At 63.0% G+C, this 11,469-nt stretch carries 17 protein-coding genes; 5 read left to right on the top strand and 12 right to left on the bottom strand.

Annotation, left to right across the window (positions count from 1 at the left end):
• Window positions 1-7 precede the first annotated feature (7 nt).
• A complete protein-coding gene (locus BLT75_RS05585) occupies window positions 8-460 on the top strand; it encodes a MarR family winged helix-turn-helix transcriptional regulator (RefSeq protein ID WP_093028564.1) in 453 nt (150 codons plus the stop codon).
• 92 nt (window positions 461-552) lie between these two features.
• Window positions 553-1,782 carry an adenylate/guanylate cyclase domain-containing protein gene (locus BLT75_RS05580; RefSeq protein WP_093029061.1) on the top strand — a complete coding sequence of 410 codons (1,230 nt, stop codon included), beginning with the start codon at window positions 553-555 and terminating at the stop codon, window positions 1,780-1,782.
• A 12-nt stretch (window positions 1,783-1,794) separates the two neighbouring features.
• On the opposite strand, the gene BLT75_RS05575 is transcribed toward BLT75_RS05580, so the two are convergent.
• The 3 genes from BLT75_RS05575 to rplS form a co-directional block, all read right to left on the bottom strand.
• Window positions 1,795-2,604, bottom strand: coding sequence for a division plane positioning ATPase MipZ (locus BLT75_RS05575; RefSeq protein WP_093028562.1), 810 nt, complete (start codon window positions 2,602-2,604; stop codon window positions 1,795-1,797).
• Window positions 2,605-2,770: 166 nt separating this feature from the next.
• A complete protein-coding gene (rpmE, locus tag BLT75_RS05570) occupies window positions 2,771-2,992 on the bottom strand; it encodes a 50S ribosomal protein L31 (RefSeq protein WP_093028560.1) in 222 nt (73 codons plus the stop codon).
• A gap of 11 nt (window positions 2,993-3,003) precedes the next feature.
• Entirely contained in the window at window positions 3,004-3,387 is a 384-nt protein-coding gene (gene rplS / locus BLT75_RS05565; protein WP_093028558.1) for a 50S ribosomal protein L19, read from the bottom strand.
• Window positions 3,388-3,782: 395 nt separating this feature from the next.
• Between rplS and BLT75_RS05560 the strand changes: the two genes are divergently transcribed.
• Genes BLT75_RS05560 through BLT75_RS05550 form a run of 3 tightly spaced genes read left to right on the top strand, consistent with a single transcriptional unit; the run spans window position 3,783 to window position 6,259 of the window.
• Entirely contained in the window at window positions 3,783-4,601 is an 819-nt protein-coding gene (locus BLT75_RS05560; protein WP_093028556.1) for a glycoside hydrolase family 25 protein, read from the top strand.
• Between the two features lie 41 nt (window positions 4,602-4,642).
• Window positions 4,643-5,443, top strand: coding sequence for a tRNA (guanosine(37)-N1)-methyltransferase TrmD (trmD, locus tag BLT75_RS05555; RefSeq protein WP_093028553.1), 801 nt, complete (start codon window positions 4,643-4,645; stop codon window positions 5,441-5,443).
• Window positions 5,444-5,503: 60 nt separating this feature from the next.
• Window positions 5,504-6,259 (top strand): TylF/MycF/NovP-related O-methyltransferase, encoded by a 756-nt coding sequence (locus BLT75_RS05550; protein ID WP_093028551.1) that lies wholly within the window; start codon window positions 5,504-5,506, stop codon window positions 6,257-6,259.
• 97 nt (window positions 6,260-6,356) lie between these two features.
• On the opposite strand, the gene BLT75_RS05545 is transcribed toward BLT75_RS05550, so the two are convergent.
• The 9 genes from BLT75_RS05545 to BLT75_RS05505 all read right to left on the bottom strand — a co-directional run bounded on the left by BLT75_RS05545 (window position 6,357) and on the right by BLT75_RS05505 (window position 11,468).
• Window positions 6,357-7,247 (bottom strand): cation diffusion facilitator family transporter, encoded by an 891-nt coding sequence (locus BLT75_RS05545; protein ID WP_093028549.1) that lies wholly within the window; start codon window positions 7,245-7,247, stop codon window positions 6,357-6,359.
• 111 nt (window positions 7,248-7,358) lie between these two features.
• Entirely contained in the window at window positions 7,359-7,877 is a 519-nt protein-coding gene (gene rimM, locus BLT75_RS05540; protein ID WP_093028547.1) for a ribosome maturation factor RimM, read from the bottom strand.
• Window positions 7,874-8,509 (bottom strand): 5,6-dimethylbenzimidazole synthase, encoded by a 636-nt coding sequence (gene bluB / locus BLT75_RS05535; protein WP_093028545.1) that lies wholly within the window; start codon window positions 8,507-8,509, stop codon window positions 7,874-7,876. The genes rimM and bluB overlap by 4 nt, the downstream gene beginning before the upstream one ends.
• A 13-nt stretch (window positions 8,510-8,522) precedes the next feature.
• The gene (gene rpsP, locus BLT75_RS05530; protein ID WP_093028543.1) at window positions 8,523-8,885 is read right to left on the bottom strand and encodes a 30S ribosomal protein S16; all 363 of its coding nucleotides are present in this window, start codon (window positions 8,883-8,885) and stop codon (window positions 8,523-8,525) included.
• Between the two features lie 92 nt (window positions 8,886-8,977).
• Window positions 8,978-9,286, bottom strand: a complete 309-nt coding sequence (locus BLT75_RS05525; RefSeq protein ID WP_093028541.1) for a chorismate mutase — start codon at window positions 9,284-9,286, stop codon at window positions 8,978-8,980.
• Window positions 9,279-9,881 (bottom strand): GNAT family N-acetyltransferase, encoded by a 603-nt coding sequence (locus BLT75_RS05520; RefSeq protein WP_093028539.1) that lies wholly within the window; start codon window positions 9,879-9,881, stop codon window positions 9,279-9,281. Before BLT75_RS05520 ends, BLT75_RS05525 begins: the two co-directional genes overlap by 8 nt.
• Window positions 9,878-10,396 (bottom strand): GNAT family N-acetyltransferase, encoded by a 519-nt coding sequence (locus tag BLT75_RS05515; RefSeq protein ID WP_093028537.1) that lies wholly within the window; start codon window positions 10,394-10,396, stop codon window positions 9,878-9,880. The genes BLT75_RS05520 and BLT75_RS05515 overlap by 4 nt, the downstream gene beginning before the upstream one ends.
• Window positions 10,393-10,911, bottom strand: a complete 519-nt coding sequence (locus BLT75_RS05510; RefSeq protein WP_093028535.1) for a GNAT family N-acetyltransferase — start codon at window positions 10,909-10,911, stop codon at window positions 10,393-10,395. The genes BLT75_RS05515 and BLT75_RS05510 overlap by 4 nt, the downstream gene beginning before the upstream one ends.
• Complete coding sequence (locus BLT75_RS05505) at window positions 10,908-11,468, bottom strand: GNAT family N-acetyltransferase (RefSeq protein WP_093028533.1); 561 nt, start codon at window positions 11,466-11,468, stop codon at window positions 10,908-10,910. Before BLT75_RS05505 ends, BLT75_RS05510 begins: the two co-directional genes overlap by 4 nt.
• Window position 11,469: the final 1 nt, after the last annotated feature.

Raw genomic sequence — 11,469 nt, 5'->3', positions numbered from 1 at the left:
AACAAGCATGACTGAGTCCAATTTACCGGAAAATGATGACTTTGATCTGCGAAATTTCCTGCCGTTCCTGCTGAATCAGGCGGCCGAGCAAAGCTCGCTGGAATTTCAGCAGGTCTACAAGAATCGGTATGGCATGCTCAGAACCGAGTGGCGGGTGTTGTTCCATCTGGGCATCCACGGTGAAATGACCGCCAAGGAGATCGGCGAACGGGCATTGATCCACAAGACCAAGGTCAGCCGGGCCGTGGCCAAGCTGGCGCATCGCCGTTATCTGACAAGGACACGAGACGAGAACGACCGCCGGTCCGAGAAACTGGCATTGACGACCGCCGGCCAGGCGGTCTACCGCGAGCTTCGCGGTATCGCGGAGGAATACGACGACCGGATGGCAGCGCAATTCACCAGGGGTGAATCTGCCCTGTTGCGGATGATGTTGCGGCGTCTTGCGGGCATGGACTGATTTGCCCCGACTTTCGATCCGGGTGCGGCATGCCCATATCGGCCCGGATCGAAAGCGGGAGCGGTTTGATGAGTTCAGGGGATGTAAAGCAGATGACGACCGGCGTTATGTTAGAGCGTTTGCAGGACTGGTTGCTGCATCAGGGTCTGGAAGGTACACAACAGGACGCGCTGCTGCTTGGGTATTGCGAACGGCTGGTGGAGCTTGGCGTGCCTCTCTATCGGCTGCATGTCGCGCAAAGCGCGTTTCACCCGAAATATGGCGGGCTGGGTTTCAACTGGTTTCGCGACAAGGGGGTCTCCAGCGAGGAATACGGTTATACCGAGACCCCGCGGGAGGCCTGGTTGCGCAGTCCGCTTTACCATCTGCTCGACAGCGGCGAGACAGAATTTCGTGAGCGCTTGATCGACAGCAACGCGGAAAGCCGATTTCCTCTGTTGAACGAGTTGCGCGCGAACGGGGCCACCGACTATTTCGCCGCCGGGGTGATCCTTGAGAAACGGGCGCCCTCTGAACGGATCGACCCGTTGCACACGCCCGAAGGTGTCCTGATCTCGTGGGCCAGCGACGGGGCGACCGGTTTTGACGAGGCTGACCTTCGGTTGGTGCGCGCTTCGCTGCCGCAACTGGCCCTGGCGTTGAAATCGGCGTCCAACAGGCGGATGGCGGGTGATCTGTTGCAAGTCTATCTGGGTCGGGACGCGGGCCGCCGGGTTCTGTCGGGCGAGATCCAGCGCGGATCGGTTCAGCAGATCAAGGCGGTGCTGTGCTATTTCGACCTCAAGGATTTCACCGCGCTTTCGGAACGCACACCGGGGCCGGAGCTGATTGCAATGCTCAACGAATATTTCGGCATGGCGGTCGGTGTCATCCACGGGCAGGGCGGAAACATCCTCAAGTATCTTGGAGACGGGATCCTGGCCATGTTCAACCTGGACACGCCGGAGAAATCTGCGGCCGCGGCCCTGGATGCGGCGGTGCAGATGCGACGCGGCATGGACAGGGTGAATACGCAGCGCCGCGCACAGGGAAAAACCGTAACCGACGTCACCCTGGCCCTGCATGCCGGAGAGATCTTCTATGGCAACATCGGCGCCGAAAACCGGCTCGATTTCACGGTGATCGGCCCGGCGGTCAACCTGACGGTGCGGCTGTCGGGGCTGCACCGGTCGGTCGGCCGCAACATCATCCTATCGGAAACGGTTGCCCGAACGGCGGACGAAGCGGGGCACGATCTTGTCAGTCTCGGACGGTACATGTTGCGCGGTGTTTCGGAACCGCAGGAACTGTTCACGATCTACGAAGGCGCGGGGGCGCAATAACGGCCCGACGCCTCAGAAGTCGATTTCGACACCCGGCAGTTTGAGGGCCTTCATCATGTCGCGCAACTCCTGCCGGGCGGCGATATTCGAGATGTTGAGCTGCTTGACGCCGATATCCTTGAGGTCGAGCAGGGTCAGCCCGCGCGGAAACAGTTCGCGAAAGATCACCCGCTCGGAAAAACCGGGGGCGATGCGGAAACCGATGCGGCTGGCCAGCATCTCGATGGCGCGTTCCATCTTTTCCTTGTTGACCATGCGCTGTGTGCCGACGCGATTGCGGATCACCACCCAGTCGATCGGCTTCAGGCCTGCCTGCGCCCGCAATTGGCGGGCGTTCCAGACCATTTCGGAATAGACCGAGGGGCCGAGGATCTTTTCGCCGCTGGAATCGATGCGCGCGAGCAGGTCGAAATCGACGAAACTGTCGTTGAGCGGGGTGACCAGCGTGTCGGCCAGCGAGTGTGCCACCTGACTGAGCCGGGTATGGGACCCCGGGCAGTCGATCAGGATGAAGTCGCTGTCGGCCTCCAGACGCGAAACCGCCGCCGACAGGCGATGGTCGAAGACATTTTCACCGGGTTTCAGCGAAGCCGGGTCGATCTCGGGCAGGTCATGGTTTGTCGGCGACGGCAATTCCATCTCGGCGCTCTTCATGAAAGCGGCCCTGTTCTCGAAATACCTGCCCAGGCTGCGCTGGCGCAGGTCGAGGTCGAGTGTATTCACCTTGTAGCCGAGACGCGCCAGGGCGCTTGCCACATGCATCGAAACCGTGGACTTGCCCGCACCGCCCTTTTCGTTCCCGACGACGATGATATGCGCCATTGCCTGTATCCCCTCAATCCGCGCCTTTGGTCGGCTCAGTATTGAGCGACACTATATGTTGTGTTCTGGATGAAGGGAAGCGCAGATAGGCCCGGACCCGGCCACTATACAGAAACGAAAAGGGGCCGCCCGAACGGACGGCCCCGTAATCTGCGAAGGCACAGGATCAGAAACCCAGGCCTTCGTATTTCTTCTTGAACTTCGACACGCGGCCGCCGGTGTCCATCAGGCGGGACGAGCCGCCGGTCCAAGCCGGGTGCGAGGAGGGGTCGATTTCCAGCGACATGGTATCGCCTTCCTTGCCCCAGGTGGATTTCATCTGGATGACGGTGCCGTCGGTCAGCTTGACGTCGATCAGATGGTAGTCGGGATGGATGTCTTTTTTCATCTTTCCGGTCCTTACGCTTCGGCGTCAGCCTTGGGCTTGTAGTTCGAAACTTCGGCGATACGAGCCGACTTGCCGCGGCGCGAACGCAGGTAGTACAGCTTGGCGCGGCGCACGCGGCCACGGCGCACGACGGTGATGCTGTCGATGTTGGTCGAATAGAGCGGGAACACACGTTCCACGCCTTCGCCGAACGAAATCTTGCGGACGGTGAACGAACCGGCGATGCCGCTGCCGTTCTTGCGGCTGATGCAGACGCCTTCGTAGTTCTGCACGCGGGTACGCGAGCCTTCGGTAACCTTGTAGCCGACGCGGATGGTGTCACCGGCCTTGAAGTCGGGGATGTCCTTCCCCAGGGCGGCAATCTGTTCCGCCTCGAGCTGTGCGATCAGGTCCATCGCAGTTTCTCCTGTTTGCTCGTGGTTTTACCCACGAAGATGTGTGCGTCCCAAGAGCTCGTGGTCTTCTACCGGGTCCGCCGTGGCGCCCGCCCGAGATCAGGTCGTCCGAATTTTGAACCAGGGTTCCCTTGCACCCGCGTGTCCGGCGAAGAAGCCGGTCAGGGCATATGCCAACGAACCTAGGGTCCGGTGTCGCAAAAGCGATTCCAGACCGGCACCGTTTAGGCAAGTTCGGCGCGAGGATCAAGGGAAAGCATCGCGGGCACGGACAGTATTCTCGCGCATGTCGGCATTTTCCGCCGATGTGCGCGCCGCCAGTTGCCTTTGTCGACGTGCCGCTCACATTATTGTCCGGAAAGCCCGTTCCGTTCGTTTGCCAAACGCGAGATTTCATGCACCGCATTTTCCGAATTCTGATGTTGTTCTGCCTTGCCGGCCTGGTTGTCGCCTGCGGACGCCGCGCCCCTGAACCCGAAGAGCCTGCGGCGCCCGATCCGTTCGCCCAGGAACTGGCGCGGATGGTCGTCTATCCGAAATTCGACGACGCGGATCCGCACTCTTGGGAGGGACGCGGGCCGGGTTCCTATCCGGTGCATGGCATCGATGTGTCGCGCTGGCAGGGAAAGATTGACTGGCCCGTCGCGCGGGCGGCAGGGGTCAATTTCGTCTTCATCAAGGCGACAGAAGGCGGCGACGTGGTTGACCCGAAGTTCGCTGACCACAGGCGCGGGGCGCAGGCAGCCGGGGTGCCCTGGGGGGCCTATCACTATTTCTACTTCTGCCGCCCAGCGGAACAGCAGGCGCGGTGGTTCATCCGGCATGTGCCGCGCGGCGCGGATCTGCCGCACGTTCTTGACATGGAATGGAACCATCTCTCGCGCACCTGCCCGCTGCGCCCCGACGGGGCCAAGGTGCGCGCCGAGGCGCGCAAGTTCCTAGACATGCTGGAGGCGCATTACGGGCGGCGGCCGCTCATCTACACGACGGTCGATTTTTACCGCGACACCGGCATCGGGCAGCTGCACGACACGGATTTCTGGCTGCGCTCGGTGGCGGGGCACCCCAGGCAGGTCTATCCCGGCGCCTACTGGACCTTCTGGCAGTATACCGGCACCGGGCTGGTGCCGGGGATCGAGGGCAAGGTGGACATCAACGTGTTCCGCAGCGCGCCCGACATCTGGCTGCGCTGGAAGGCAGGTCTGATCGGCTGAGGCGCTTCCCTCGGCCCGCGGCATGCCCTATGACAGCGGCCATGAGCAACGCACCCACCCGTTCCCATGGCCGCAAGGCCATCCGCCCCACGCTGCAACCCCGCGAGCTGATGACGCCGACGCCGGAATTGCACGGCGTCTGGCAGGCGCGGATCATCACGCTGTTCCCGCAGGCCTTTCCCGGAGTGCTGGGCGAAAGCCTGACCGGCAAGGCGTTGCAGGACGGGTTGTGGCAGTTGCACACCACGGACCTGCGCCAGTTCGGCGTGGGTCGGCACCGCAATGTCGACGACACGCCTGCCGGCGGTGGCGCGGGCATGGTGTTGCGGCCCGATGTGCTGGGCGCGGCCATCGAGGCGACGATGCAGGGCACCGGCGAAAACTGGCCGCTGATCTACCTGTCGCCGCGCGGGCGCCCGATGGACCAGTCGCTGATGCAGTCGCTGGCGCGCTGCGACGGGGTGACCCTGCTGTGCGGCCGGTTCGAGGGCGTGGACGAGCGGGTGCTGGAGCATTACGGCATCCTTGAGGTCTCGCTGGGCGATTTCGTGATGACCGGCGGCGAGATCGCGGCGCAGGCGCTGATCGACGCAACCGTGCGCTTGCTGCCCGGCGTTCTGGGCAATCACGCCTCGACGGAGGACGAGAGCTTTTCCTCGGGCCTGCTGGAACATCCGCAATACACCCGGCCAGCCGAATGGAAGGGCAGACAGATCCCGGAGGTGCTGATGTCGGGGCACCACGGCAAGGTTGCCGAGTGGCGGCGTCAGAAGAGTGAAGAGATCACCAGGGCGCGGCGCCCCGATCTGTGGGAAAAGCATGTCGCGCGCCGCGACGATTGACATTGCACGGCGCTTTGGGCGCTATTGAGCGGGTACATTGCATCAAAGGATTATCGGCGCGTGTTTTACGGCAAGCTAAAGGGTGAGAACGCAGAGCGTTTTCGATCCGCGTTGAAGACCTTGCAGGAGATTTTCGGCCCGATCTACGCGTCCGACAACCTGATCGGCCTGCAACGGGCAGGGGGGTTCCGCGAGGACAGGCAATTCGTCGAAACCCTGCGGCGCAACGCGCAGACCCAACAGGAACTTTCGATCGCCTGGCGTTTGCACACGCTTCTGTGGGCGGCGCAGAACGTGCTGCATCTGCCGGGAGATTTCGTCGAATGCGGTGTGTGGAAGGGGTTCAGTTTCGCGTTCCTGACCGACTACCTCGAGTTTTCCAGGATCGACAAGACGCTCTACCTATACGACACCTATCAGGGCATTCCCGAGGCGATGAACTCGGAAAAACGGTCGAACCAGGTTTATGAACAGGATATTGCGCAAGATCCCGACGCCATCCTGAAAGTGGTGCAGCAACGCTTTGCCAATGTGCCGAACACGAGGATCGTGCAAGGCATGGTGCCCGACAGTTTCGCGCAGGCCTGTCCCGAGCAGATCGCGCTGTTGCATATCGACATGAACTCGGCCGCCTCCGAGATCGCCGCGCTCGAGGCCCTGTTCGACAAGGTGGTGCCGGGCGGGATGATCGTGTTCGACGATTACGGCTGGACGGGATACGCGGCGCAGCGGCATGCGGAAAACGCCTTCATGGCCGCGCGCGGGCACACGGTGCTGGAGATCCCCACCGGGCAGGGGCTGGTGATCAAGCACTAGGCCGAAGTCTTGCATGCATCCGGCGGGCAGCGGCTTGCCGGTCGGGACGGAAAGACCCGTTGTCCCGGACCATCCGCAGAAGGCCGAACGTGCTCACTCAGTCGAGTACAACGATGCCTGAATGTTTCTTCTTGTGTTCCGGTTCCACGTGGATTGTGATCTTGGCGCCCTCGACAACATCCTTTAGGGCGGCTTCTACCCGGTCACAAATCTCGTGCGCATCGAATACCGTCGTTTCGCCGGGCACGACGAGGTGAAAGTCGATGAAGGTTGCCTGGCCCGCGTGCCTCGTCCTGAGGTCGTGGGCCTCTACCGCGCCACCCGCCTCCTTGGAAATGACCTCGCGCACCTTGTCCAGCGTCTCTTGCGAAACGGCTTCGTCCATCAGGCCGCTCAGCGAAACGCGCACCACATTGAAGCCGGACCAGAGGATGTTTACCGCGACCAGACCCGCCATCAGGGGATCAAGCACCCACCAGCCGGTAAAGATTGCCAGAAGTATTCCGAGTGCAACTCCGGCAGAGGTGATCACATCCGTGAAAAGATGTTTGCCGTCCGCCACAAGGGCCGGGGAACGGGCCGCGCGGCCACGACTGATCAGGATCCACGCCCAGACCGCATTGATCACTGTTGCGGCCCCGTTGATGAGCAACCCTTCAATCGGGAGATCCATCACTCTGGGGGTCAGAAATCCGGCGTATGCTTCACGCAGGATCAGCAGCGCGGCCACAATGATCATCACGCCTTCGAGGACGGCGCTGAAGAACTCGGCCTTGTGGTGACCGTAAGGGTGAGAGGCATCCGCCGGTTTTGCAGCGACGCGGATCGCAATAAATGCCGCAATGGCGGTCGCGACGTTGACGGTGCTTTCCAGGGCATCCGCGAAGAGAGCGACTGACCCGGTCAGCCACCATGCCAGCATCTTGATACCCAGCACGAGGGTGCCGATGACTATGCTGGCAATGGCGATCCTGATGGTCGCGGACATGTGTTCACTCCAGAGCGGCAGATGGCCTGACTATCGTCGTCGGCGGGTTCGGGCAAGCCCAAGCGCGGGGCTGGCTCTTTTGCCGATGTCGGGTTTCGGTCCCGCACCGGTTCAGAACAGCCCCTCGGGCGGGTCGGCGATGATACGACCCTGGTCGAGGTCGACGGTGGGCACCACGGCCAGGGTAAAGGGCATCAGGACCGGGGTCTTCAGGCCCGGACCGCTGATTTCCAGCAGGTCGGACGCACCGTGGTTCTGGACCGAGATCACCTTGCCCAGGAGCGCGCCGCCGGTGTCATAGACCGCAAGCCCGATCAGGTCGGCGTGGTAGAACTCGTCATCTGGCAGGGACGGCAGCTGGTCGCGGCGCGCGTAGAGGCGCAGGCCCTTGAGCGCGTCGGCCTCTTCCTTGGTCTCGACGCCCCCCAGCCGGGCGGCGAACCCGCTCTTGATGGTGCCGGTCAGGACCAAGGGATAGAATGTCTTGCCGGTTTCGTCGCTGAGCGGTGAATAAAGCTCGATATCCTCGGGGATGGCGCAATAGCTTTTCAGGCGCACTTCGCCGCGGACGCCGAAAGAGCCGCCCAGTACGCCGACACAGATCAGGTTGCTTTCGCTGCTTTTGGTCATCGTGTTTCTATCGCCATTGCGGGCCGGCGGGTTTCCCAGCCGAGGCGCTCCAGTTCGGGAGTTTCCGAGGTTTCGTCAGGCCAGCCAAGACAAAAATAGCCGATGAGCCGCCAGTTTGCGGGCACGTCAAGGTCACGGGTCAGCCGGTCGGGGTCGAGGATGGAGACCCAGCCCAGCCCCAGCCCCTCGGCCCGGAGCGCCAGCCAGAAGAGGGTGATCGCGGTCACCACGGAATAGCGCCGCATCTCGGGCATGGTCGCGGCGCCAAGGCCGTGTCCCTGATCAGTGGCGTCGTCGCAGAACACCGCCAGGTGGACCGGTGCGTCCTGCATGCCGGAGAGTTTCAACCGGCCATACTGCCGGGCCCGGTCGCCCGAGTATCCGGCAAGCGCGTCCGCATTGGCGGTCTGGAAATTTTCAAGCGCGGCGGTTCGGGCCTGCGCCGAGGTGACGCGAATGATGCGCCAGGGCTCGCTCAGCCCGACTGAAGGGGCCAGGCGAAAGGCGTCGAGGCAGCGCGCCAGCACCGCCTCGTCCACCGGATCGGTGCGGAACCGGCGCACGTCGCGCCGGAGCCGCATCAGCAGATCGAACTGCGCGCGGAAGTCATCCGAGAAGGTATGTTCCCGCACGCGCGCGTCCTGCTTATTCTTCGCCTGCGTCAGCAGCGGCTGCGGCCTTGTCGGCCTTTTCCTTGGCGCGATCCTGCGCTTTCTTGCCCGGAACGGCTTTCTTGGGGTTCGAGCGCTCGGACTTGGCGACGACGCCTGCGGCTTCGAGCATGCGGGCGACGCGGTCGGTCGCCTGGGCGCCCTGACCCAGCCAGTACTGGATGCGCTCGACATCCATCTTCACGCGATCTTCGCTGTCCTTGGGCAGCAGCGGGTTGTAGGTGCCCAGCTTCTCGAGGAAGCGGCCATCACGCGGCATGCGGCTGTCGGCGGCCACGATCCGGTAGAAGGGACGCTTTTTCGAGCCACCACGGGCCAGACGGATTTTCATTGCCATTTCGTTTCTCCTTTGATTGGCATCACGCTTGCGGCGTGTTTCGTGTTGACCGGACGTATCCGGTTATTTCTGGTGTTTGTTGATCCGAAGGATCATTCTTGGTGTTTCTTGTGGTGCCGGATGACTTCCTGGATGATGAAATTCAGGAAAGCCTTGGCGAAATCGGGGTCCAGATCGGCCTCTTTCGCCAGGTCTTCGAGCCGCGCGATCTGCTGTGCCTCGCGCACGGGATCGGACGGGGGAAGGTCGTGTTCGGCCTTGAGCTTGCCCACGGCCTGTGTGTGCTTGAACCGCTCGCCCAGAGTATAGACGAGGATTGCATCCAGCCGGTCAATGCTGGCGCGGTGGCCTTTGAGCACCTCGGCGGCGCGGGCCACGGGATCTGGCGTGAGGTCAGTCAATGGCCCATCCTTTCGGTTTGAACAGCGGGTCGGCGTAATGCGCGATTTCCATGTCGATCCCGTGCGCCAACTGGGTGCCGTCCAGCTGCGCGGGTGTGGGATGGCGATAAACCGCGTCGTTGCCGTCGATGGTCGGCGCCTCGGCGTCCTTCTTGGCCCCCAGCCGCTCGGCCAGGAGGATCGAGTCGAGGTTCTTGGGGTCGATATAGCTGACGGCGGTTTCCCAGCCGAGATGGCGGTAGAAATGCCGCCGGGCCGCGTGCGTGGCCTCCAGCGCATAGCCCTTGCCCGCAGCGTCGGGCCAGATCACCCAGGCGATCTCGGCCTCGGGCCAGCCCGCGGGTTTCCAGCCGCCAGCCATGCCCAGCGTCTTGTCGGTGGCTTTGTCGTGGATCATCCACATGCCATAGCCGCGGATCTGCCAATGGCCGATCTCGGCGGCATAGAGCATCCAGGCCTCGTAGGGGTTCAGCGGGCCACCCATGAAGCGGGCGCGGTAGCTGGTGAAGGTGGCCTTGAAGTTCGGGTAATCCTCGGGCTCGGGGCCGCGCAGGACCAGACGCCGGGTCTCGATGACGGGGATGGTGTGGGTCATGCGGCCGCCCCCTGTTGCGGATGGCGCCAGACCTGGCAGGGGTGGCCTGCGACCTCTCCGTCGCGCTCGTACTGCGCGCCCAGCCGCTCGGCCAGCCGGAGCGAACGGGTGTTGGCCGGATCGATATAGGAGATCACCCCGTCGAGGCCAAAGTGCTGCGCCCCATGCGTCCGGGCTGCATGGGCGGCCTGATAGGCGTAACCCTTGCCTTCGAACCCGTCGAAGATGTGCCAGCCCAGTTCGGGTTCGTCCCAGCCGTCGTTGTAGATAAAGCCGATGCGCCCGGCGGTGGCTCCGGTGGCGCGGTCCTCGACCATCCACATGCCATAGCCGCGCAATGCCCAGTGACCGTAGGTGGCCAGGAACCCGCCCCAGCTGCGGAAGCGGGGGAAGGGGCCGCCGACGAACCGCGACCGTTCCGAGGCGCCAAAGGTGGCGAAAGCTTCGAAATCGCTCTCGCGAGGGCCGCGCAGGATCAGGCGTTCGGTTTCGATCACGGGGATGTCCAGCGTCATGCCAGCCCCCGCAGATCGTGAATGATCACAACGTCGCCGGGGTCTTCGCCAACGGCGTCTGGGTCGATCTTTCCACCCAGACGTAGGCCCAGCGCGATGGAGCGGGCATTTTTCGGGTCGATGATGTTGATCAGGCTGTCCCAGCCGAAATTGCGCCGGGCCCAGATCATCACCGCGCCCGCCGCCTCAGCGGCGTATCCCTTGCCCTCTGCTTTGGGGATCACGAACCAGCCCAGTTCCGGGCCAGGATAGCCGTCGGGTTCGTAAATGCCCACCTCACCCACATAAGCGCCGCTGTCGCGCAACTCGACGCCAAAGGGACCATAGCCGCGCAGGGTCCAGATGCCGACGTCCGAGGCCCAGACGCGCCAGGCGGCGGCGCGCTCCATCATGCCGCGTTCATGCACCGCGCGGGGCGAGGCAAAGAAGGCGGCCCAATGCTCGAAATCTTCGAGCTTTGGTGCACGCAGGATCAGGCGGTCAGTGGTCAGTGTCGGGATCCGGAGGCTGGTCATGCGTAGGCCTCCACCGAACCGTCGTTGTCCAGCTCATCCGGGCCAGGATGGCGAAAAAGCATGTCCTCGCCCATATGGACGTTATGGTAGGTGCGCTCGTACCGCGCGCCCAGGCGTTCAGCCAGCGCGACCGAACGAGTGTTGCCGGGAACGATGTTCGACGTCAGCGTAGTGAAACCCAGGTCTTCATAAGCCCATTGGCGGGCGCGCAGCGCCGCCTCGAGGGCGATGCCCTTGCGTTCGAACCCGTCAAAGACGACCCAGCCCAGTTCCGGCTCCGGCCAGCCTTCGGGATTCCAGATGCCACAAATTCCGGCCGCGCGACCGGTGGCACGCTCTTCGATCACGAAATAGCCATAGCCGTGGATATGCCAGTGCCCAACCATAAGGGCGAACCAGCGCCAAGCGTCGCCCCGGTTGTCGTAATGGCCGAACAGTTCGGCCCGCTCCTTGTCGAGAAGGAAGGCGATCAGGGGGTCGGCGTCACGATGCTCGGGCCCGCGCAGCAAAAGCCGCGGAGTTTCCAGAACCGGTGCATTGGTGAGCCGAGTGGTCATG

It is taken from the genome of Ruegeria marina (assembly GCF_900101475.1).
Classification (GTDB): Bacteria; Pseudomonadota; Alphaproteobacteria; order Rhodobacterales; family Rhodobacteraceae; genus Ruegeria_B; species Ruegeria_B marina.
The sequence above is the reverse complement of the archived record's forward strand: the minus strand, read 5'-3'. Positions and strand labels throughout refer to the sequence as shown.

Coding starts and splice junctions, on each gene's coding strand:
- BLT75_RS05585 (WP_093028564.1), top strand. CDS start 8: ATGACTGAGTCCAATTTACCGGAAAATGATGACTTTGATCTGCGAAAT.
- BLT75_RS05580 (WP_093029061.1), top strand. CDS start 553: ATGACGACCGGCGTTATGTTAGAGCGTTTGCAGGACTGGTTGCTGCAT.
- BLT75_RS05575 (WP_093028562.1), bottom strand. CDS start 2,604: ATGGCGCATATCATCGTCGTCGGGAACGAAAAGGGCGGTGCGGGCAAG.
- rpmE (WP_093028560.1), bottom strand. CDS start 2,992: ATGAAAAAAGACATCCATCCCGACTACCATCTGATCGACGTCAAGCTG.
- rplS (WP_093028558.1), bottom strand. CDS start 3,387: ATGGACCTGATCGCACAGCTCGAGGCGGAACAGATTGCCGCCCTGGGG.
- BLT75_RS05560 (WP_093028556.1), top strand. CDS start 3,783: ATGCACCGCATTTTCCGAATTCTGATGTTGTTCTGCCTTGCCGGCCTG.
- trmD (WP_093028553.1), top strand. CDS start 4,643: ATGAGCAACGCACCCACCCGTTCCCATGGCCGCAAGGCCATCCGCCCC.
- BLT75_RS05545 (WP_093028549.1), bottom strand. CDS start 7,247: ATGTCCGCGACCATCAGGATCGCCATTGCCAGCATAGTCATCGGCACC.
- rimM (WP_093028547.1), bottom strand. CDS start 7,877: ATGACCAAAAGCAGCGAAAGCAACCTGATCTGTGTCGGCGTACTGGGC.
- rpsP (WP_093028543.1), bottom strand. CDS start 8,885: ATGGCAATGAAAATCCGTCTGGCCCGTGGTGGCTCGAAAAAGCGTCCC.
- BLT75_RS05520 (WP_093028539.1), bottom strand. CDS start 9,881: ATGACCCACACCATCCCCGTCATCGAGACCCGGCGTCTGGTCCTGCGC.
- BLT75_RS05515 (WP_093028537.1), bottom strand. CDS start 10,396: ATGACGCTGGACATCCCCGTGATCGAAACCGAACGCCTGATCCTGCGC.
- BLT75_RS05510 (WP_093028535.1), bottom strand. CDS start 10,911: ATGACCAGCCTCCGGATCCCGACACTGACCACTGACCGCCTGATCCTG.
- BLT75_RS05505 (WP_093028533.1), bottom strand. CDS start 11,468: ATGACCACTCGGCTCACCAATGCACCGGTTCTGGAAACTCCGCGGCTT.